The sequence below is a fragment of the Pantoea sp. App145 genome, assembly GCF_047947045.1.
Taxonomy (GTDB): domain Bacteria; phylum Pseudomonadota; class Gammaproteobacteria; order Enterobacterales; family Enterobacteriaceae; genus Pantoea.
In genome coordinates, this window is record NZ_CP133290.1 from 1,289,591 (window position 1) to 1,310,666 (window position 21,076).

22 protein-coding genes, 2 tRNA genes and 1 pseudogene are annotated in these 21,076 nt (G+C 53.4%); 15 read left to right on the forward strand and 10 right to left on the reverse strand.

The window, feature by feature from the left end; genetic code table 11:
• Window positions 1-78: 78 nt before the first annotated feature.
• The gene (locus RCF31_RS05880) at window positions 79-243 is read right to left on the reverse strand and encodes a general stress protein (RefSeq protein ID WP_084873757.1); all 165 of its coding nucleotides are present in this window, start codon (window positions 241-243) and stop codon (window positions 79-81) included.
• 315 nt (window positions 244-558) lie between these two features.
• Here RCF31_RS05880 and wrbA point away from each other — a divergent pair, with 315 nt between their 5' ends.
• From wrbA to RCF31_RS05895, 3 genes are read left to right on the forward strand one after another with little or no spacing between them, the layout of a single operon-like run.
• Window positions 559-1,158, forward strand: coding sequence for an NAD(P)H:quinone oxidoreductase (gene wrbA / locus RCF31_RS05885; RefSeq protein WP_416412804.1), 600 nt, complete (start codon window positions 559-561; stop codon window positions 1,156-1,158).
• Window positions 1,159-1,178: 20 nt separating this feature from the next.
• Window positions 1,179-1,409: a YccJ family protein gene (locus RCF31_RS05890; protein ID WP_208714562.1), complete on the forward strand. Its 231-nt coding sequence runs from the start codon at window positions 1,179-1,181 to the stop codon at window positions 1,407-1,409.
• A 54-nt stretch (window positions 1,410-1,463) separates the two neighbouring features.
• Entirely contained in the window at window positions 1,464-2,837 is a 1,374-nt protein-coding gene (locus RCF31_RS05895) for an NAD-dependent succinate-semialdehyde dehydrogenase (protein WP_416412805.1), read from the forward strand.
• Between the two features lie 42 nt (window positions 2,838-2,879).
• On the opposite strand, the gene agp is transcribed toward RCF31_RS05895, so the two are convergent.
• The 3 genes from agp to RCF31_RS05910 form a co-directional block, all read right to left on the reverse strand.
• Window positions 2,880-4,487, reverse strand: a complete 1,608-nt coding sequence (agp, locus tag RCF31_RS05900) for a bifunctional glucose-1-phosphatase/inositol phosphatase (RefSeq protein WP_416412806.1) — start codon at window positions 4,485-4,487, stop codon at window positions 2,880-2,882.
• A 256-nt stretch (window positions 4,488-4,743) separates the two neighbouring features.
• Window positions 4,744-4,831: transfer RNA gene (locus RCF31_RS05905), tRNA-Ser, on the reverse strand.
• Window positions 4,832-4,866: 35 nt separating this feature from the next.
• Window positions 4,867-4,954, reverse strand: a tRNA-Ser gene (locus RCF31_RS05910).
• Window positions 4,955-5,177: 223 nt separating this feature from the next.
• On the opposite strand from RCF31_RS05910, the gene yccA reads away from it, so the two are divergent.
• Window positions 5,178-5,834 carry an FtsH protease modulator YccA gene (gene yccA / locus RCF31_RS05915; RefSeq protein ID WP_084873752.1) on the forward strand — a complete coding sequence of 219 codons (657 nt, stop codon included), beginning with the start codon at window positions 5,178-5,180 and terminating at the stop codon, window positions 5,832-5,834.
• Window positions 5,835-5,933: 99 nt separating this feature from the next.
• Window positions 5,934-6,260, forward strand: coding sequence for a sulfurtransferase TusE (gene tusE, locus RCF31_RS05920; protein WP_310616897.1), 327 nt, complete (start codon window positions 5,934-5,936; stop codon window positions 6,258-6,260).
• Here the strand turns inward: tusE and yccX are convergent, their stop codons facing one another.
• A complete protein-coding gene (gene yccX, locus RCF31_RS05925) occupies window positions 6,261-6,539 on the reverse strand; it encodes an acylphosphatase (RefSeq protein WP_299445993.1) in 279 nt (92 codons plus the stop codon).
• Window positions 6,540-6,624: 85 nt separating this feature from the next.
• On the opposite strand from yccX, the gene rlmI reads away from it, so the two are divergent.
• Window positions 6,625-7,815, forward strand: a complete 1,191-nt coding sequence (gene rlmI, locus RCF31_RS05930) for a 23S rRNA (cytosine(1962)-C(5))-methyltransferase RlmI (protein ID WP_416412807.1) — start codon at window positions 6,625-6,627, stop codon at window positions 7,813-7,815.
• Between the two features lie 59 nt (window positions 7,816-7,874).
• Window positions 7,875-8,192 (forward strand): heat shock protein HspQ, encoded by a 318-nt coding sequence (hspQ, locus tag RCF31_RS05935; protein ID WP_084873748.1) that lies wholly within the window; start codon window positions 7,875-7,877, stop codon window positions 8,190-8,192.
• 32 nt (window positions 8,193-8,224) lie between these two features.
• Here hspQ and RCF31_RS05940 read toward each other — a convergent pair whose 3' ends face one another.
• The gene (locus RCF31_RS05940) at window positions 8,225-8,647 is read right to left on the reverse strand and encodes a CoA-binding protein (protein WP_313687000.1); all 423 of its coding nucleotides are present in this window, start codon (window positions 8,645-8,647) and stop codon (window positions 8,225-8,227) included.
• A gap of 177 nt (window positions 8,648-8,824) precedes the next feature.
• On the opposite strand from RCF31_RS05940, the gene RCF31_RS05945 reads away from it, so the two are divergent.
• Window positions 8,825-9,463, forward strand: a complete 639-nt coding sequence (locus RCF31_RS05945; protein ID WP_416412808.1) for a DUF2057 family protein — start codon at window positions 8,825-8,827, stop codon at window positions 9,461-9,463.
• Between the two features lie 68 nt (window positions 9,464-9,531).
• The gene (gene mgsA / locus RCF31_RS05950; protein ID WP_299446005.1) at window positions 9,532-9,993 is read left to right on the forward strand and encodes a methylglyoxal synthase; all 462 of its coding nucleotides are present in this window, start codon (window positions 9,532-9,534) and stop codon (window positions 9,991-9,993) included.
• Between the two features lie 4 nt (window positions 9,994-9,997).
• On the opposite strand, the gene helD is transcribed toward mgsA, so the two are convergent.
• Window positions 9,998-12,052, reverse strand: a complete 2,055-nt coding sequence (gene helD, locus RCF31_RS05955; protein ID WP_416412809.1) for a DNA helicase IV — start codon at window positions 12,050-12,052, stop codon at window positions 9,998-10,000.
• A 123-nt stretch (window positions 12,053-12,175) separates the two neighbouring features.
• On the opposite strand from helD, the gene RCF31_RS05960 reads away from it, so the two are divergent.
• Window positions 12,176-12,619 (forward strand): YccF domain-containing protein, encoded by a 444-nt coding sequence (locus tag RCF31_RS05960; RefSeq protein ID WP_084873743.1) that lies wholly within the window; start codon window positions 12,176-12,178, stop codon window positions 12,617-12,619.
• 9 nt (window positions 12,620-12,628) lie between these two features.
• Window positions 12,629-14,767, forward strand: coding sequence for a YccS family putative transporter (gene yccS / locus RCF31_RS05965; protein WP_416412810.1), 2,139 nt, complete (start codon window positions 12,629-12,631; stop codon window positions 14,765-14,767).
• Window positions 14,768-14,790: 23 nt separating this feature from the next.
• Here the strand turns inward: yccS and RCF31_RS05970 are convergent, their stop codons facing one another.
• Window positions 14,791-15,390, reverse strand: coding sequence for a TfoX/Sxy family DNA transformation protein (locus tag RCF31_RS05970; RefSeq protein WP_416413222.1), 600 nt, complete (start codon window positions 15,388-15,390; stop codon window positions 14,791-14,793).
• A gap of 222 nt (window positions 15,391-15,612) precedes the next feature.
• Between RCF31_RS05970 and sulA the strand changes: the two genes are divergently transcribed.
• Both sulA and ompA read left to right on the forward strand, forming a co-directional pair.
• The gene (sulA, locus tag RCF31_RS05975) at window positions 15,613-16,104 is read left to right on the forward strand and encodes an SOS-induced cell division inhibitor SulA (protein WP_299446021.1); all 492 of its coding nucleotides are present in this window, start codon (window positions 15,613-15,615) and stop codon (window positions 16,102-16,104) included.
• Between the two features lie 355 nt (window positions 16,105-16,459).
• Complete coding sequence (gene ompA, locus RCF31_RS05980; protein ID WP_416412811.1) at window positions 16,460-17,527, forward strand: porin OmpA; 1,068 nt, start codon at window positions 16,460-16,462, stop codon at window positions 17,525-17,527.
• A gap of 64 nt (window positions 17,528-17,591) precedes the next feature.
• On the opposite strand, the gene matP is transcribed toward ompA, so the two are convergent.
• Window positions 17,592-18,059 carry a macrodomain Ter protein MatP gene (matP, locus tag RCF31_RS05985; RefSeq protein WP_139810901.1) on the reverse strand — a complete coding sequence of 156 codons (468 nt, stop codon included), beginning with the start codon at window positions 18,057-18,059 and terminating at the stop codon, window positions 17,592-17,594.
• A gap of 53 nt (window positions 18,060-18,112) precedes the next feature.
• On the opposite strand from matP, the pseudogene RCF31_RS05990 reads away from it, so the two are divergent.
• Window positions 18,113-19,974: pseudogene (locus RCF31_RS05990) on the forward strand (AAA family ATPase).
• 66 nt (window positions 19,975-20,040) lie between these two features.
• Window positions 20,041-20,559 (forward strand): bifunctional 3-hydroxydecanoyl-ACP dehydratase/trans-2-decenoyl-ACP isomerase, encoded by a 519-nt coding sequence (gene fabA / locus RCF31_RS05995; protein WP_084873737.1) that lies wholly within the window; start codon window positions 20,041-20,043, stop codon window positions 20,557-20,559.
• A 150-nt stretch (window positions 20,560-20,709) separates the two neighbouring features.
• Here the strand turns inward: fabA and rmf are convergent, their stop codons facing one another.
• Complete coding sequence (rmf, locus tag RCF31_RS06000) at window positions 20,710-20,877, reverse strand: ribosome modulation factor (protein WP_013508548.1); 168 nt, start codon at window positions 20,875-20,877, stop codon at window positions 20,710-20,712.
• Between the last annotated feature and the right edge of the window lie 199 nt (window positions 20,878-21,076).

The window sequence follows — 21,076 nt, forward strand, 5'->3', positions numbered from 1 at the left end:
GCGTCATTTTCGCAGAGTCAGAAGGCATTGTCACCGCCGGGCGCTCCCGGCGGCGGAGGGAATTACTGCACAGCCGGATTATTTCTTACCGCGACTGCGTCCCCCTTTTTCACCTGCTTCGGAAGCGCGCTGCGGGTCGTTTCTGAAATTCCCGCCGCTATTCTTACCGCCTTTACGGCCTGCTTCCGCGGCTCTTTCGCGATCTTCCGCGAAATTACCCGATCCTCCACGATGTTGGGCCATCATTTCCTCCGAGAGAGTTTTCACATCTGTGGTCAGGACTTTTCACATGCAAGGGGTGAAAAGCTCAGGTGACACGTTTTCCGGGCCACCCGATTAAAGAATAGCTAATAGCGTTGCGTTTATGGCTGATATTTATACTTTGAAACACATATTATTCTTTATTTTTCCACTAAACCGGAATTTTTCTCCGCATGACAAGCGCTTAGCGGAGTATTAAGCGAAGCCGCAGGTAAGCGGCTGTGCTGTTCAGCGGCAGGTCACGCAGGCTCTTCTATACTTCAGATTACGTGTTCAAACCCCGCAGGAAGAAAAAAGATGGCGAAAATTCTGGTGCTTTATTATTCCATGTATGGACATATTGAAACCATGGCGCAGGCTATTGCTGAAGGCGCGCGTCGTGTGAACGGTGCAGAAGTGACGATATTACGCGTGCCAGAAACCATGGACGCCGAACGCTTCGCGCAGGTCGGCGGCAAGGTCAATCAGCCAGCCGCTGAGGCAACCCCCGAAGATCTCCCGCAATACGATGCCATCATCCTCGGCACCCCCACACGTTTCGGTAATATGGCGGGGCAGATGCGTAACTTCCTCGACCGCACTGGCGGACTGTGGGCCTCAGGCGCGCTGTACGGCAAAATTGCCAGCGTGTTTGCCTCCACCGGCACCGGCGGCGGCCAGGAGCAAACCATCACCTCAGTCTGGACCACCCTCGCCCACCACGGCATGGTGATTGTCCCCATCGGTTATGGCACCAAAGAACTTTTCGATATCTCTCATGTGCGCGGCGGCACCCCTTATGGGGCCACCACCATTGCAGGGGGCGATGGATCGCGCCAGCCTTCTGCAGAAGAACTCGATATCGCCCGTTTTCAGGGCGAACATGTCGCCGGTCTGGCGGTAAAACTGAAAGGATAAATCCTCAACAGGAGACCTTTATGGCAACAGAACAGTCTAAAGCTCACCACGTGGGCGAATGGGCCAAACTACGCCACACCTCGACCGAAATCGCAGAAGCGATATTTGAGGTCGCCAACTATGACGAACGCCTGGCAGAAGAAATCTGGCGTCAACAGGGTAGCGATGAAGTGCTGTTTCGCGCCTTTGATAAGACCGATCAGGACGTCCTGACATGGGATGATAAGACGGTTGAGCGTAAAAACATCTGAATCTCAGGCGGGCCAGTCCCGCCTTTGTCGTCTTAATTGACCAAGGAGCGTTGTATGTCTTCCTACCAAAGTATCAATCCCGCCAATAACCAATTGCTGAAGAGCTGGACATCACATGATGATGCTTATGTGCAGCAGGCGCTGGAGACTGCCGATCGTCTTTACCACTCCGACTGGTGCAAAGGAGATATCCAACCGCGACTGCAGGTACTGAAACGTCTGGCAGATCTGATTGATGCGCGCGTTGAACAACTGGCGACCATCGCCAGCCAGGAGATGGGCAAGCTGATAGGTCAAAGCCGTGGTGAAGTCAAAATTTGTGCCCAAATCGCCCGCTACTATGCCGAACACGCGGCAACACTACTGCAACCGCAAGCCTATCCCAGCGATGTGGGGGACGCCTGGCTGGAATATCATCCGGTTGGCGTGATTGTGGCGGTGGAACCCTGGAACTTCCCCTATTACCAGCTGATGCGTGTGCTGGCTCCGAACCTGGCACTCGGCAACCCGGTGCTGGCAAAACACGCCAATATCGTCCCGCACTGCGCCGATGCCTTCGAAAAACTGGTCCATGAAGCTGGCGCACCGCCGGGAGCCTGGACCAACCTGTATATTTCGAATGACCAGGTAGCGGATTTGATCGCCGATGACCGTGTTCAGGGCGTAGCGCTCACCGGGTCCGAACGGGCGGGTAGCGCGGTGGCACAGCAGGCCGGCAAATACCTGAAGAAATCGACGCTGGAACTGGGTGGCAACGATGTGTTCGTGGTGCTGGACGACGCCGACCTCGATGAGGCGGTGCGCCAGGGGGCACAGGCGCGCCTCAGCAACTGTGGCCAGGTCTGTACCGCTGCGAAGCGTTTTATCGTACATGAGAAGATTGCCGGGCCCTTTATGGCAAAATTCAGCGCCGCGCTGCAATCGGCTGTCGCTGGCGATCCGCTGGATGAGAAAACCACCCTCGGTCCGCTGTCGTCACAGGATGCGCGTGAACGTTTAATCAAACAGGTTGATGAGGCCATCGCACAGGGTGCTAAGGTCGAAATAGGCGGCCGCGCCATAGACGGCGTCGGCAATTATTTCCAGCCGACAATTCTCACCGGCCTGACGCCTGATAATCCTGCCTATTATCAGGAATTCTTCGGCCCGGTGGCTCAGGTCTATGTCGTGGCTAGCGACAGCGCTGTCGTGGCACTGGCGAATGACTCACATTATGGCCTCGGTGGTTCGGTATGGACGCGGGATATTGCTCGCGGGCGAAAAATGGCGGCGCAAATCGAAACCGGCATGGTGTTTATCAATTCACAAAGCGATACCGCCGCAGAACTTCCTTTTGGTGGCGTGAAACGCTCAGGCTATGGACGGGAGCTGTCTGATCTCGGTCTGAAAGAATTCGCCAACCAGAAACTGGTGGTGGTGGCCGGATAAATAAAAAACCCCGCCTCGGCGGGGTTTTTCACTGCTGGCAGCTTAGTTGCTGGCCGCCGGGGCAGGCGCTTCGCTCTTGTCTGATTTAGCTGGCGCATCCGCTTTGGCCTTTTCAGCCGCCGCCGCATCCGCTTTCGCTTTCTCTTCCGCCGCTTTCTGGGCTGTTGCTTTCTCAGCTTTCGCCTTCGCTTCCGCCGCTTTGTCGGCTTTTACCTTCTCTTCTGCCGCTTTGGCATCTGCCGCTTTCTGCGCAGCAGCTTTATCTGCCGCCGCTTTATCTGCGGTGGCTTTATCGGCAGCGGCCTGATCTGCCTGCACCTGCGCGTCATCGCTGGTCGTCGCTGGCGCGGCAGCTTGTTCTGGTTGCGCAGCAGCCGGTGCCGGAGCAGCAGGCTGCAACGGCGTGCCCTGCAAGGCGGCATTCAGCACGCTGGCGAATTGATCCCAGCTGCAATACCCATTGGCATCGGCATCACAACCCGCCAGCTGCAGCGTGACGCGTTTCGGCGGGTTTTTCAGGCTCAGCACATCAGCGTTACGCAGCTGATCGCTGGTCTGGTAGACATATTCCACCTTCAGCAGATCTTTGTTGTTTTTCGCATCGTGCCAGCGTTCAAACACCACCTGGCCACCAATCGGCGTCTTCTCATCGTTACCCGGCAGCTCATACGGCTTCACCTGCAACGCGCTGAGCAGCGAAGCGATATTCGAATCATGTCCCACCATCAACGTCACTTTCGGCGCGTTGGCTTTGTCCTGATCGATCAGCTGGCTGCGGATGTAATCCACCAGCGGTGCCGCCACTTCGCGTGCCACATCTGGTGAAGTAAACAACGCGTCCTGATAACCATTTTTAATCGCGGCCAGCTCTTTCCACTGCTCAGGCGTTTTGATCTGCCCCCAGGCCACCTGATCCAGCGGGAAACCTTCATAATATTGCAGGGTGAAAGCATCGATCAGCGAATTTCCGACCTTCAGCGGGCCATTAACGTTCGGTTCTTTACCATTGTCGGCGCTAAAGGTGTTCTGGCCACTGCTTAAATCACACTGCTTCTTGCCGTTGCAGGCTGGCGCGGATTTGTAATCAACAATTTTTTCCAGGTACTGGTAAGCGGGTTTTAACGCCAGCTTTTCGTTGGCCGCGGTCATTGCCGTCAGGGCTTTTTTGTTGAAATCGTCGCTGCCATCAGTCACCACCGGATTGAACACCGGATCCATGGTCCCCATGGCATCCTGATGCGTCACGGCGATGTCACATCCAGGGAAAGCACCATTCACGAAGAACTGAGCCGTTGCCACGGTACGTTGCAGGCTGTTGGCATAGACAAACACGTTGCTGCTATCCGGGCAGACGCCGTTTTCGACCAGGCCCTGCTGAGCCAGCCACTGACGGGTATAGTTACCCATGTAGACTTCCAGCACCCCACCTTTGGTGGTGAGCTGCCCACCGGGCACATCCCATTGCGGCCAGCTTTTTTTCGTTGATTGCTCCAGCACGCTGCCGTTGTTCGCGAGCGGTGCGCGTAGATTGTGACGGCTCAGCATCAGTACCTGCTGCAGCTGCATGTCCCCTTCCGCAGCCTGCGCTGCCATACCCATCGGTAACGCAGCGATGACTGACAACGCGCAAAGACTCAGTTTCTTGATCATTGTGCCTATTCCATAATTCATCAGTGAAACACTCTGGCATTCAAACGATTAGCTCGGCCACAGAGCGAATTGCCCCACAGTGTAACCCAGCTTGCCTGGGAAAATCGCCAGATGTTTGCAAAAACCGTGAATGGACTATAGCAGACCAGAGCCTCGCCGTAGGCTTAAGGCAGCAGATTGAAAAGCAACGGGATGTTTTTCAGAATCTCTGAAGTAGAAATGCAAAAAGCCCGCATTGCTGCGGGCTTCTTTAATTTGGCGGAGGAAGAGAGATTCGAACTCTCGGATGGTTTCCCATCGGCGGTTTTCAAGACCGCTGCCTTAAGCCGCTCGGCCATCCCTCCTGATAAAACAAATACTTAACCCTGAGCAGGTTAAGTGGCGGAGGAGGAGAGATTCGAACTCTCGGATGGTTTCCCATCGGCGGTTTTCAAGACCGCTGCCTTAAGCCGCTCGGCCACCCCTCCGCAATGACGCGCACTATAAACATCCCCCCCGAAGATGTAAAGCCTGCTGCGATTCATTCGCCTGAAAAACAGCCAAAAACTATTTATTCGCTGCCATAATCGCCATTCCGCTCAGGGAAACAGCAATTTATCGCGTAAAGAAGGGTAAAACGCCTTTTCTGTCCCAGTACCGCTGCGTATTCTTTCCGCAGATTTGGTGTTCTTTCACTTTAAGGAGCGCATGATGGATAGAATTATTACGTCGTCGCAACGACAGTCGCTAATCAGCACCCATAAAGTGCTGCGCAATACTTATTTCTTACTTGGCCTGACCCTGGCATTCTCCGCCGTTACCGCCACACTCAGTACCGTCTTCGCTCTGCCTGCGCCCGGTCTGATTCTGATGCTGGTCGGCTTTTATGGCCTGATGTTTCTGACTTACCGCCTGGCGAACAGCCCGACGGGTATTCTGGCGGCCTTTGCCTTCACCGGATTCCTTGGTTACTGCCTGGGGCCAATTCTTAACTCATTCCTCTCGGCGGGTATGGGTGATGTGATTGGCATGGCGTTGGGCGGAACCGCGCTGGTGTTCTTCTGCTGCTCGGCCTACGTCCTGACCACCCGTCGCGATATGTCATTCCTCGGCGGCATGATGATGGCGGGCTTTGTGGTGCTGCTGGTGGCGGTTGTCGCTAACCTGTTCCTGCAGCTGCCAGCCCTGCACCTGGCAATCAGCGCGCTGTTTATCCTGTTCTCAGCGGGTGCCATCCTGTGGGAAACCAGCAACATCATTCACGGCGGCGAAACCAACTATATTCGCGCCACCGTGAGCCTGTATGTATCGCTGTACAACATCTTTGTCAGCCTGCTTAGCCTGCTGGGCTTTGCCAGCCGCGATTAGCGTCAGTCAGTACGTCATAAAACCCCGCTCCGGCGGGGTTTTTGCTTTTTCTGGCCGCCCCGCCCTACAATACGCGCAAACTGAACCTGAGGAGTCACCGTGATTTTTGCCGGTAAAGAGATCGCCACCGATGCGGAAGGCTATCTGAAAAACAGCGCCGACTGGAGCGAGCCGCTGGCGCAAGCCATAGCAGCAACCGAGAACATCACCCTGAGCGAAGCGCATTGGGAAGTGGTGCACTTTGTGCGGGCTTTCTATCTGGAATTTAATACCTCACCGGCGATTCGTATGCTGGTAAAGGCAATGGCGCAAAAATATGGCGAGGAGAAAGGCAACAGCCGCTATCTGTTCCGCTTGTTCCCGGAAGGCCCGGCAAAGCAGGCGACGAAAATTGCCGGATTGCCAAAACCGGCGAAATGTCTGTAATCAGCCTGTGGTGAAACGGCTGGGTGGTTCTGCCGGTTGATGGGGTTCCACCAGCACTTTTTCCACCCGTGCACTGCGTGGACCGCCCGCCTTTAACCAATCAATTAATGCCATGACCTGCGCTTCCTCACCCCAGGCCAGCACTTCCACGCTGCCATCACTCAGGTTGCGGGCATAACCTTTCACATCCAGTTGTCTGGCCTGCGCCTGCGTGCTGTAGCGAAATCCAACGCCCTGCACCAGACCGTGCACCCAGATTTTGAAGCAGGTTGTGGCCATTGCGCTCTCCCGTTACTGTTCATTGCATTTTGCCGCCATCCACCGGAAAATGACGCCTCATTTTTTCAGGTAAGCATAGCAAACTATGACAGTTCGATTGATTCTCGCTAAGGGACGTGAAAAATCCCTGCTCCGTCGCCATCCCTGGGTGTTTTCGGGTGCCGTTGCCCGCATGGAAGGTAAAGCCCAGTCCGGGGAAACCATTGATATTTGTGACAGCAATGGCAAATGGCTGGCCCGTGCCGCTTATTCACCGCAATCGCAAATTCGGGCGCGCGTCTGGAGCTGGCAACAGGATGAGTCAATCGACATTGCCTTCTTTGTCCGCCGCTTTACACAGGCACAGCAGTGGCGTAGCTGGCTGGCTCAGCGCGATGGTCTGGATAGCTATCGTCTGATCGCCGGTGAATCTGATGGCATGCCTGGCGTGACCATTGACCGTTTCGGTGATTTCCTCGTGCTGCAGCTGCTGTCTGCCGGGGCTGAATATCAGCGCCCGACCATTGTTTCCGCCCTGCAGCAATGCTTCCCGGAATGCGCGATTTACGATCGTTCCGACGTGGCAGTACGTAAAAAAGAGGGGCTGGAGCTGGCACAAGGTCCGGTGTGTGGTGAACTTCCGCCACCGCTGCTGCCGATTACCGAACATGGCATGAAATTGCTGGTGAATATTCAGGGCGGCCATAAAACCGGCTATTACCTCGATCAACGTGATAGCCGCTTTGCCACTCGCCGTTATGCCGATAATGCGCGCGTGCTGAACTGCTTCTCTTACACCGGTGGCTTTGCGGTATCAGCACTGATGGGCGGTTGCCGCGAAGTGATTAGCGTTGATACCTCGCAGGATGCCCTGGATGTAGCAAAACAGAACGTGGAACTTAATGGCCTGGATGTCTCCCGCGCCCAGTTCCTGCGCGATGATGTATTTAAACTGCTGCGTCGTTACCGTGACAGCGGTGAAAAGTTCGACCTCATCGTGATGGACCCACCGAAATTCGTTGAGAACAAAAATCAACTGACCGGTGCCTGCCGTGGTTATAAAGACATCAATATGCTGGCGATGCAATTGCTGAGCCCCGGCGGTATTCTGATGACTTTCTCCTGCTCAGGGCTGATGGCGACTGATTTGTTCCAGAAAATCATTGCTGATGCCGCCGTCGATGCCGGTCGTGATGTACAATTTATTGAGCAGTTCCGTCAGGCAGCCGACCACCCGGTGATCGCCAGCTATCCTGAAGGGCTTTATCTGAAAGGTTTCGCCTGCCGCGTACTGTGACTTGAAAAAGCTGCCTCTGCCTCCATATCTTGAGCAGGGCAGTATTTTGGGAGGTCACTATGATTGCCAGTAAATTTGGAATTGGACAGCAGGTCCGACACCGTCTCTCCGGGGTGCTCGGCGTGATTGTGGATGTCGATGCGGAGTATTCGCTGGACGAACCTAAGCTGGAAGAAGTGGGTGCCGCAGAGAAACTGCGCGCAGCGCCCTGGTATCATGTGGTGATGGAAGATGAAGAAGGCGAGCAGGTTCATACCTATGTCGCTGAAATCCAGCTTGCTGGTGAAACCTCATTTGAACACCCGGAACAACCTTCCATGGACGAACTGGCCGCGTCAATTCGGCAGCAGCTACAGGCACCACGCCTGCGTCATTGATCAAAAACGGCGACCTCAGGTCGCCGTTTGTTTTAATGCACCGGTTGCGAAATGCCCAGTCGCGGTATCTCAATTTTCGGGCAACGATCCATTATTACCGTCAATCCCGCATCCTGCGCCAGCACGGCGGCTTGTTCATTGATCACGCCGAGTTGCAACCAGAGTGTCTTCGCACCAATCGCAATGGCCTCCTGTGCCACTCCCCACGCCGCTTCGGCATTGCGAAACACATCTACCATATCAATGTTGCCCGGAATATCGGCCAGGGTGGCGTAGGCTGTTTGTCCCAGCAACTGCTGACCGGCCAGTTTTGGACTGACCGGCACCACGTCATAGCCCTGGTCGAGCAAAAACTTCATCACGCCGTAGCTGGGGCGATCGGGACGATCACTGGCACCCACCAACGCAATACGTTTGGTGTGGGTCAAAACATCACGAATGGTTTGATCGTTCATGCATCTCTCCTTTTTTCACTCGCCTGAGTGTAAATGGCATCAGCTGACCTCGCCCCCTTTCCATAGCGGAAAAGTTTGCGCGGCAGCACGAATAAGTATGTTAAAATGTAAACTAACTGCCATAATGTAATAATTTGCTACACATCACTGATTTGCGCCCAGCTCACGGGAGTTGAAATGAAGCTGTTTTTGGCTGTTACGAGTTTGATAATGCTACTCGTATCGGCATCCTGCCATGCCATTACCCTGAAACTTGATCCGGAAATCGATCTTCTGGTGCTGGATGGGCGCAAAATTTCCGGCTCACTGTTGAAAGGCGCTGACAGCCTGGAGCTGGAACGCGGACAGCACCAGTTTCTGTTTCGCGTGGAAAAATCACCTGATTCATCACCTCACAACAACCCGCATTATCAGTCGGTACCTATGATTGTGACCTTTACCGCCACAGCCAAAACCGTCGCGATTCGTCTGCCCGCGCTGGATAACCGCCGTGAGCGCTCCACCTTCGACAGAACTCTCAATTTCCAGCTGGTCGATGAGCAGGGTAAAGAAATCGCCAGTATTCGTGACCGCCTGCCGCAGCCGGATGGTGGCGATCTTGAACAGGCAATGCTGAAGTATAACCGTAATGGTCAGGCCGCTTCCGTGCCGCGTTTTGCGGTGCAAACCAGCAGCATGTCTGACACTCAGATAAACGCAGATTTCGCCTGGCAGGACGTCAGTGATCTGCCTTTATTACAACGTTGGTTTGAGCGTTTTGATGCCGCCACCCGTTTGCGTTTTCTCAGCTGGATGAAAACCTTACGCGCAAGTTGATAGGAACGAAACGCCAGGGGTAAACTCGATGTATTACTTACATCGACCGCTAAGAATCAGGAAGCCCCATGGAGCAAACCGTTCGTACCCTCAATATTCAGAAACATATCGCCCTCGTCGCTCACGATCACTGCAAAGCCTCATTGCTGGATTGGGTGCAGAAAAACCAAAGCGCGCTGCAGTCACATGTGTTGTACGCCACCGGTACCACCGGCAATCTGATCAATCGTCATACCGGTCTGGACGTTAACGCCATGCTGAGTGGACCGCTGGGCGGCGATCAGCAGGTTGGTGCGCTGATTTCGGAAGGTAAAATTGATGTGTTGTTCTTTTTCTGGGACCCGCTTAACGCCGTACCGCACGATCCCGACGTTAAAGCGTTGCTGCGCCTGGCGACAGTCTGGAATATCCCGGTAGCGACAAACCGCTCCACCGCGGATTTCCTCATCCAGTCGCCGATGTTTGCCCGTGAAGTGGAGATTCAGATCCCTGATTACCCACGTTATCTGGCAGAACGCCTGAAAGCGTAATACATCAGGCTTTCCGGTTCTGCGGCACCCCTAAATCGCGGAAATGCCCGACAAATACGGAAGGCCGGTCCTTATCGAACAGCAACCAAACCTGCTGACGCGCACGCGTCAGCGCCACGTAGGCTAATCGACGTTCTTCCGCATCCGGAAACGCCTCTGGTTGCGGTAACAACCCTTGTTCCATGATGGATTCCCGCGCCGCAGCCGGAAATCCATCACGTCCCTCATGCAAGCCCAGTACGATAACATAGTCTGCCTGTTGCCCCTTGCTGGCGTGGATAGTCATAAAATCCAGTTGCAGTTTTGGCCAGCGGGTTTTGGCTTTATCCAGCAGCGCCGGACGTAAATGATGGTAACGTGCCAGCAGCAGGACGCGCTCCTCCGGTTTAACGTAACCACTTAACTTATCAAGTAATGGTTCAAGTTGTTCCTGTGCCAGTAACGTAATTGACTTCTTATTCCCTTTGGTAAGACTATTCAGTGGCTTGCGCAGCTGATGTGGGTTTTGCTGCACAAAACGATTGGCAATTTCACCAATACGATCGTTAAAACGATATGTGGTATCCAGCACGCAGCGATCACCTTCGCCAAAATAATGATGGAAGGCCGTCGTGAGACTCATCTCCGCTCCGCTAAAGCGATAAATGGCCTGCCAGTCATCACCCACGGCAAACAGCGCCGTACGTTTGTTTTGCTGACGCAATGCGGTCAGTAATGCGGCACGTTGTGGAGAGATATCCTGAAATTCATCCACCAGAATATGCTTCCACGGGCTGATAAATCGCCCTTTCTCCAGGATAGCAATCGCCTGATGGATCAGGCCGGAGAAATCGACAGCCCCCTCCTCTTTCAGCGCAGTTTTCCACACCTTCAGGATCGGAGCCATCAACTTAATACGTTTGCTAAATTGATCGCGCTGTTCTTCCGGCACATCCGCAATCATCGCGGCCTGAGCACCGCCGTGCATCCGCATCAGTCCCAGCCAGCGTTCCAGACGAGAAGCCAGACGCTGCGCCAGTTTGTCATCCTGCCAGAACGGCCCTTCGGCAATGTCCCACTCCAGCTCGTCCTGGAGCCACTGACGCCAGCCGTTGGCCTGTGCTTTTTTACTGCTGCATTGTTCACGCCAGGCCTCAATCAGCAATTGACGGCGGGCTTTGCTGTCACTTTCCAGTTTGCTGATAACCGGCTGCTTATTGCTGCCCTCGCGAATAATATGCAACGCCAGCGCATGGAAGGTACGCGCCTGAATCGCGCTTTTGCCGAGCCGCGCCTGGATGCGATCGTTCATCTCATCTGCCGCCTGACGACCAAAGGCCAGCAGCAAAATTTGTTCCGGCTGTGCCAGTTTGCGTCTTAATAACCAACCAGCACGCGCCACCAGCACCGAGGTTTTGCCACTGCCGGCACCCGCCAGCACCAGCAACGCATCTTCACCGTTAACCACGGCTTCGCATTGCGAAGGATTCAGTGGAGTCGTCTCAACCGTGGAAAAGAATTCCTGATACTCCTGAAGAATTTTTGCGGTCCATTCACGATTACGCTGACGAATGGCAGCGTCACCCTGCTCCAGCCATTGCTGGCAGAATTGCCACAATTCACGGCAACTTTCGAACTTTTTGAGACGGGATGTCGGCAAAGGTAGCGCGGAGAATTGCCGGGTGATATTTTCCTTCACCGCATTAAGCTCGCTGCGTTTCAACCAGCGGTCCTGTCCGGTAAAGGCAAAGATTTCCTGTTGTAAGTGGGTCAACACCTCAACACAAACCTCACTCATCTCCTGGCTCCAACGTTGCCAGGCTTGTTGCAGGTAATGAAAAAAGCGCTGTGTTTCCTGCCACTCAGTGCCGTGCAATCGCACCACTTTGTCTTCAGGCAGCAAAAATTCCAGCTCGCCCCATACCAGCCCACGCTTACAAACAATATCTAATAACTGATTGAAAGGAATGAGGTATTCATGACGATCGCCGCTGACTTCAACTCCTGCAGCCAGCAGACGTACACGATTATAAGGGTGCTGTGCCAGACGTTTACCCATTGATGTTGCTTTTAGTTCCATGTCTGCACCGTCTTCAGGAATAGGATTATCGCGCAGTTTACCTGCCAGACCCTTGACGCTCCAGCCTTAAAACAGGCTAAACTTGGCGTCACATATTGCGGATTGCAAAAGGAAAATCGTGTTATGCGCACCGTGCTCAATATTCTCAACTTTGTACTGGGTGGCGTTTTTACCACCCTTAGCTGGCTGCTGGCGACCCTGATCAGCATCATACTTATCTTCACGCTGCCATTAACACGTTCCTGCTGGGAGATAACCAAACTCTCACTGCTGCCATTTGGTAATGAAGCGGTGCACATTGATGTACTGCGTCCGGACAGCAAAAACCAGGTGATGAACGCGGGTGGTACCTTTCTCAACATCTTCTGGCTGGTGTTTTTTGGCTGGTGGCTGTGCCTGATGCATATTTCTGCCGGTATCGTACAGTGCCTGACGATTATCGGTATTCCTGTTGGCATTGCCAATTTCAAGATAGCTGCCATCGCTTTGTGGCCGGTGGGACGTCGCGTGGTGTCGGTGGAAGAAGCTCAGGCAGCGCGGGAAGCCAATGCCCGCCGTCGTTACTAAGGCCGCACCATGATATATGATGCTTTACCTGGCTGGCGTCGTTATCTGTTTAGCAGCAGCCTGCGTTACTTACTGCGTATTTTTTTCGCCCTTGCGGGGTGCGCCGCCGTACCCTGGTGGCTACAGCAGATTGAGTGGACGATCCCACTCACCCTGGGTGTAGTGGCGGCAGCACTGGCCGATCTCGACGATCGTCTGGCAGGACGCCTGCGTAATCTGCTGATTACCCTTATCTGTTTTTGTGTCGCTTCGGTATCCGTCGAATTGCTGTTCCCCTATCCCTGGGCCTTTGTCATCGGTCTGGCACTGTCAACCTGGGGATTTATTCTGCTGGGGGCGCTCGGACAGCGTTACGCCACCATCGCCTTCGGTGCCCTGCTTATTGCCGTCTATACCATGCTCGGCACAGGTCTGTTTCACCAATGGTGGATGCAGCCCTCCCTGCTGCTGCTGGGGGCCTTGTGGTACAACCTGCTGACCTTAATCGGCCATCTGATCTTTCCGGTACGCCCGGTTCAGGAACAGCTGGCAGCCAGTTTCTCCCAGCTGGCGCGCTACCTGGATGCCAAGGCCAGCCTCTTTGATCCCGATGGTGGTGAGCTGGATGATGCCGCCCTGATCGCCACTGCCATGGTGAACAGCCAACTGGTGGCCCAGCTAAACCTCACCAAAAGTACCATTCAAAGCCGATTGCGTGGTGATCGAGGCTCCCGCAGTACCAGGCGCAGCCTGCACTATTATTTTGTCGCCCAGGATATTCATGAACGCGCCAGCTCATCCCATCTGCAATATCATCAACTACGTGACGACTGGCGCTACAACGAAGTGCTGTTTCGGTTTCAACGTTTGCTGAATATGCAGGCACACGCCTGTCGTCAGTTGGCGGAGAACATTTTATTGCGCCAGCCATGGCACCACGATACACACTTTGAACGCGCTTTTGAGCGGCTGGAAACCGCGCTGGCACGCTTGCAGCAAAGCGCTCCCGATGAAGCCAATATCCGCGCCCTGTTCTGGCTGTTACGCAATTTGCGCGCCATGGACGCTCAACTGGCGTCGATTGAGTCAGAACAAAAACTGGCACAACCCGCCGCATCAAGCGATGACAACCTTTCCAGCGATGAGTTAAGCGGCTGGGCGGATATCCGCTTGCGTATTAGCCGTCATCTCACACCAACTTCAGCGCTATTTCGACACGCAGTCAGAATGACACTGGTGTTATGCGTGGGCTATGGCTTTATTCAACTAACGGGCTTACACCGTGGCTACTGGATTCTGCTAACCAGCCTGTTCGTCTGCCAGCCGAACTACAATGCCACACGACGTCGCCTCGCACTGCGCATTGGTGGCACACTGGCGGGGATAGCCATCGGCTTGCCGGTATTGTGGCTGGTACCTTCAATAGAAGGACAGCTGATATTGATCGTCCTCAGTGGTGTACTGTTTTTCGCCTTTCGGCAAATACAATATGCCCAGGCGACCCTGTTCATTACGCTGCTGGTGCTGTTGTGCTTCAATCTGCTGGGTGAAGGTTTTGAAGTCGCGCTGCCGCGTGTCATCGATACACTGCTGGGCTGTGGTCTTGCATGGCTGGCTGTAGCCTTCGTCTGGCCGGACTGGCGCTTCCGTCAGTTACCCGCCGTAGCCGAGCGCACCCTGAATGCCAACTGTCGCTACCTTGATGCCATTATGGAGCAATATCATCAGGGTAAAGATAACCGTCTGGCTTATCGCGTGGCTCGCCGCGATGCACACAACGCCGATGCAGAACTGGCCTCGGTGGTTTCCAATATGAGCAGCGAAGCCCGTTATCAGCAATCATTACGTGAAAATGCCTTTCGGCTGCTGTGCCTGAATCACTCCTTTCTCAGCTATATTTCGGCGCTCGGGGCACATCGCGTTGGGCTGAGCGACCCGACGTTACTGGCTTTGCTGGATGATGCGGTATGCTTCGTTGAGGATGTTTTGCAAATTGAACGGGTCAGCGATGCTGAGGCCGCCCGGATGCAGCAAGACCTGCTCCATCGTCTGGCCGGAATGAAAGCCAGTCCGGAAACGCAGGCACCGTTAGTTTTACAACAGCTGGGATTACTCATCGCCCTGCTGCCGGAAATTGCGCGCCTGCGTCGCATCCTCGTGGCGGCTTAAAAACGAAACGCTCTGCTATGTCACTAGCGGAGCGTTTTTTGATACCACGCGCAAAGCTCTGCTCGCACCTCACTCGGCAGCGCCGCCTCATGATGTCCGGAAATCGCTCCCTGTAACGCCAGCAGTGTTTTCAGGCCAATATGCTTATTCACCGTCCGCAGTTTTAGCCAACTCTGCTTCGCGCCGATTTCATACAAATGTTTTACCGAACAAATACCGACCTTATGCAGCAGCATCTCCATGCGCATGCTGAGATTGGGTAAATCCTTTAACCGCAACGAGACATATTTGGTCTCAAGCTCATCGCGCGCCGCCCGTAAAGCGCTGGCAGACAACCGCATCAACCGTTCTGGCTCCTGCCAAAGCCATTTATCAACTTTGAAATAGTTCAGGACCACAGGTATCCCACGTTTGCGATAAACCAGCGGCTCCATGGGGCGTTCAACTGCATAATCCATCACCGCTTCACAGGCACGTAAGTAGAGTGAATCGTCATTGATAAACGCAAAGACCACCTTTTCCACGGTAAGCGCATAACCACCAAACTGCGTGCGAGATTCAATTTTTCCCAGTGCCGCCAGCCGCACTTTTGATTGCTCAACAACCGGATGAGTTTTTTTCATGCTGACACCTTCCTGAAGTCCTTTTACCAGAAAAATCCTAATAAATATCCATTTATTCATCGAGTTAGAAGATATGAAAAACGATCTGGCTGTTCAATGAATAAATGCAGTCAGAGCAAAAAATGTGCAGAATTTGCGAGACGTTTTCAGAAATTGAGGTTGATCTTTATCCAGGAAGCCATTACTGTATATTCATACAGTTCATTACTGAGTGATTAAATTATGCGTACTCAATTCTCTGGCACCGCTGATCGTTCTCACCGTTTTGCAACTTCAGGTGTAGCACAACCTACTCTGGGTGGCATTACAGAGCTGCGTTACAGTGAACAACCCGGCATGATGCAACTTATGCTGTTGCCAGTCCTGCAACAATTGAGCCTGCAATCACGCTGGCAGCTGTGGTTAACACCAGCACACAAACTGAATCGCCAGTGGATGCAGCAGTCAGGTTTGCCGCTGGAAAAGAGTATGCATATCACCGAAAGTGAACGTTACAGTACGGTAGAAAGTATGGTCAAAGCCCTGCGTACCGGGAACTATAGCGTGGTTCTGGCATGGATCCCGTACGAGCTTAATGATGAAGAGCGCTGGGAACTGAAACAGGCGGCAGCGGAAGGTGAAGCTTTGGGGCTGGTTATGCGTCCGCAAGGGTACGAAGCTGTTTTGTCGAGACAACCGTCTGCGTCAAAAATTCCCTCAGATTTGTTTCATTAAGTAAAATTAAGATTTTTCCCACACCGTTTTTTGCGGAAGTTAACGCTAAGCCACTGATTCTTGTCCAGCCAGCTTAGACAATGGCTTAGCCGTTTTTTTCATTTCTGATCACGAAGATTATGCCATGTCAATTGTTAAAATGTGTGTATAAACCCCTGTTTTTTTATCGCCTGGCGTCACATCATACTTGTAAGTTTCCAATCTCGTTGTAGACTTTACCTCGCCAGGGTGCTCAATAACCTCCGTTTTTTTCGGTAGAGTCATAAGCGAGCATGTTGACCCGGCGAAGGATTGGATTACAACCAAGAGCAAACATTTTTGCTCATTGCCTATTTGGATGATAACGAGGCGCAAAATGAAAAAGACAGCTATCGCAATTGCAGTGGCACTGGCTGGCTTCGCTACCGTAGCGCAGGCCGCTCCTAAAGATAACACCTGGTATACCGGTGCTAAACTGGGCTGGTCTCAGTACCACGACAAAGGTTACTACGGTAACGGTTATGTGAACAATGACGGTCCGACTCACCAGGATCAGCTGGGTGCAGGCGCTTTCGCGGGCTACCAGGCTAACCAGTACCTGGGCTTCGAGCTGGGTTATGACTGGCTGGGCCGTATGCCTTACAAAGGCAACAACATCAATGGCGCATTCAAAGCACAAGGCGTTCAGCTGGCTGCTAAACTGAGCTACCCAATCACTGACGATCTGGACATCTACACCCGTCTGGGCGGTATGGTATGGCGTGCTGATTCAACTCAGAACAACAACGGCGTGCGCATCAGCGATCACGACACCGGCGTTTCTCCGCTGGCTGCTGTTGGTGTTGAATACGCACTGACCCAGAACTGGGCTGCTCGTCTGGACTACCAGTGGGTTAACAACATCGGCGATGCTGGCACCGTTGGCGCACGCCCTGACAACAGCATGCTGAGCGTCGGTGTTTCTTACCGTTTCGGTCAGGATGAAGCTGCTGCCCCGGTTGTAGCTCCGGCTCCGGCCCCGGCTCCGGTTGTTGAAACCAAGCGTTTCACCCTGAAGTCTGACGTCCTGTTCAACTTCAACAAAGCTACCCTGAAACCAGAAGGTCAGCAGGCTCTGGACCAGCTGTACAGCCAGCTGAGCTCACTGGACCCGAAAGACGGTTCAGTCGTTGTTCTGGGCTTCACCGACCGTATCGGTTCAGAGCAGTACAACCAGAAACTGTCTGAGAAACGCGCTCAGTCTGTTGTCGATTACCTGGTTTCTAAAGGTATCCCGTCCAACAAGATCTCTGCACGTGGTATGGGCAAATCTAACCCGGTTACTGGCAACACCTGTGACAGCGTGAAAGGCCGCAATGCCCTGATCGACTGCCTGGCACCGGACCGTCGCGTTGAAATCGACGTGAAAGGTATCAAAGACGTGGTAACTCAGCCGCAGGCTTAAGTTCACACGCGGTAAAAACCCCGCCTCGGCGGGGTTTTTTATTGCTGTTTATCAGAAACGAAAGCTATTCGTTCTCTGCGCCATCTTTTCCCAGAATTGCCTGTAAATCCTGCTTCAGCGTAGACATCTGGCTGGCATACTTCTCTTTACGCTCTGCATCTTCAATCAGCTGCACAATAGTGTCAGAAAGGGTACTGCTACGACGTTGTGCTAACCCTGCCAGACGCTGCCACACCAGATATTCCAGGTCGATGGATTTCTTCCTGGTATGCTGATGTTCGGCATTAAAATGGCGTTTCCGACGTGCCCGGATGGTCTGCTTAAGACGATTATCCAGATCGGGATGAATATGCTGGGCAATCCATTCGTTGACCTCTACCGGGCTATTTTCCATCGACAGCAAGGCATCCACCGCGACCTGGGCTGCACTCAGTTCCAGATGACGGGTGATCAGCTCACCTTCCCGATGCTTTTTCACCAGGTATTTCCACTTCCATCCACTTTCAAGATTTTCGAGTTGCTGGTATTTCATCGGAATCTCATCGTGATCACGTAACAAACTAAGAATAACAGCTTTTTTCCCGGATGCAGCAAGGAAAAACATGTTGCAACCGTCACAATTCGGGCTGGAACTCCGCAGTGCTTAACCCGGTTGATTCCTGTATAATCGCGCTTTTCCCGAATCTGACGAATGGAATATTTTGACCAGCTCTCAACTCACGTGGCAAGCCCTGCAGCCGGATAGCACCCGCTACCAATCCATTTTCTCTGACGTCTCACTGGAAGATAGCGATAGTCTGGCCGCGGTCCAGCCGCGTCTGCTGAATGCGCTGGCGCATTTGCATCATCAGCAACAAGGATTACCACTGCTGTTGTTACGCAGCCAGGAAAATAACGATTACCTCGCCTGGATTGCCAGTGCTGCGCAGCGTTTCCAGCCAGAAACGGCAACCCTTGCGGGGGGCGATTATCTGGTTATGGGCGACAATGTGAGTCTGCTGCCGCCGACTGACAGCAGCCGACCTTTTACCAGCCAGGGCGGCGTGCATTATGCCGACTGGATTGAATTTGAACAGCTTTTCGGTTGCGTGCGTCAGTATAAAGATCGTATGCAGCTGGAGCCGGGGTTATTACATCGTGCTAACGGTGGCACGCTTATTCTGAGCGTAACCACGCTGCTGGCACAGCCATTGATGTGGTTACGCCTGAAAAAAAGCGTCGAATCAGGCCGTTTTGACTGGTATTCGCAGGATGAGCGCCAGCCATTGCCAGTCGCTATCCCTCCTCTGCCCCTCCGGTTGCGCCTGATTCTTTGCGGCGAACGTGATGCACTGGCTGATTTTCAGGCGCTGGACACAGAAGCGCATGAGATGGCACTTTACAGTGAGTTTGAAGAAAACCTCCAGGTGCTGGATGAAGAAGACATGACCTCCTGGTGCCAATGGACACTAAACCTGGCACGTCAGGCCGGTCTGCCCGATCCGGAAGAGGACTTCTGGCCGCTGCTGATCAACGAGGCGGTACGCAACACTGGCGATCAGGATACGCTGCCACTTTGTCCACGCTGGCTGCGCCGCCAGATGCAGGAAGCGGCGTTGCACGGTGACGCACTCAATGCCGAAGCGCTGAAAGACGCACTGGAAGCTCGTCAGTGGCGTGAAAGTTTCCTCGCCGACCGTATGCGTGATGAAATTCTGCTCAATCAGATCATGATCGAGACAGAAGGTGAAGCGGTAGGTCAGATCAATGGCCTTTCGGTCATTGAATTCCCGGGGCATCCGCGTCCATGGGGCGAACCTTCCCGCATTACCTGTGTGGTGCATCCGGGTGATGGTGAATTCACCGATGTCGAACGCAAAGCAGAATTGGGTGGCAATATTCATGCGAAAGGCATGATGATCATGCAGGCCTATCTGATTGCAGAACTGGAACTGGAGCAACAGCTCCCCTTCTCTGCATCACTGGTGTTTGAACAATCCTATTCTGAGGTTGATGGCGATAGTGCCTCTCTCGCCGAACTGTGCGCCCTGATCAGTGCACTGGCTAATCAGCCGCTGAATCAGCAGATCGCCGTTACGGGTTCTGTGGATCAGTTCGGCAATGTTCAGCCGGTCGGCGGCCTTAATGAGAAAATTGAAGGTTTCTTCAGCATTTGTCACGAACGCGGTCTCACCGGCCAGCAGGGCGTGATTTTGCCCGCCAGCAACGTGCGCCACCTGAGCCTGAATACCGCGGTCGTTGAAGCGGTAGAACAGGGCCAGTTCCACATCTGGGCAATTGAGCGTGTAGATGAAGCCCTGCCATTGCTGACAGGCGTGGAGTGGCAAAGTGAGAGCGGTGATTCACTGCTAAGCACCATTCAGGAACGTATCGCTCTGCTTAACCAGCATGAAACACGTCAGCGTCCGTGGCCATTACGTTGGCTTAACTGGTTTAACCACAGCTGATAGCATTGCCCAGCGTACAACTGTTCGCTAATATTCGGGCTTCACTAAATAAGGCTTATTGAGAACATGGTAGATAAACGCGAATCCTATAGCAAAGAAGACCTGGTTGCCTCAGGTCGCGGAGAACTGTTTGGCGAAAACGGACCGCCGCTTCCATCAGGCAATATGTTGATGATGGACCGCGTGGTCAAAATGACCGAAGACGGCGGTAAATACGACAAAGGCTTTGTCGAAGCCGAGCTGGATATCCGCCCCGACCTGTGGTTCTTTGATTGCCACTTCATCGGTGACCCGGTGATGCCGGGCTGTCTGGGTCTGGATGCTATGTGGCAGCTGGTTGGCTTCTATCTGGGCTGGCTGGGTGCTGAAGGTAAAGGCCGCGCACTGGGCGTGGGTGAAGTGAAATTCACCGGACAGGTACTGCCGACAGCAAAAAAAGTGACTTACAAAATTCACTTCAAACGTGTCATCAACCGCAAACTGGTGATGGGCGTGGCTGATGGCGAAGTATTTGTCGATGGCAACCTGATTTATGCTGCGACAGACCTGAAAGTGGGCCTCTTCAAAGACACCACCGCTTTTTAGTCCTCCTGACTTTCCCCTAAATACTTTGCGTTGCAGGAAGGCGGCACGCGAGTAAAGCCAACGCCCATGCAACCTGAAGTATGACGGGGAAAACAAAAACCTCCGCACTAAGCGGAGGTTTGTTCCTTACTCGATGAACATCCGGCAGTGCTAGGCCACCGCCGACCTGTCCTCCATGGCCTGTCGCCAACCTCCCAACCAGTGAGACCGTGCGTCGATCATTTGGTACGGGCAAATCTCTTTTGAGCGTCCCGTAATGCCGGCCTGATAGCCACGTGAATGTGCTCGTTCCAGGCGGTCTCTTTTCTGTCTCTTCATACCTCGTTTCCCTCATTTCAGGTCTGGTGGAATCTGGTGGAAAGATAGAGTGGCGAATTAATGTTCAACCACTCTAACGTTCTAACCCCAGAGGCGGAAAAGATCAATGCGCAAAATTCACGCCAATGTCATAAATTTGACCTGAAACCGACATCACAAAATGAGGTAAATTTTCAGAAAAATCGCTTATCTGGCTGAT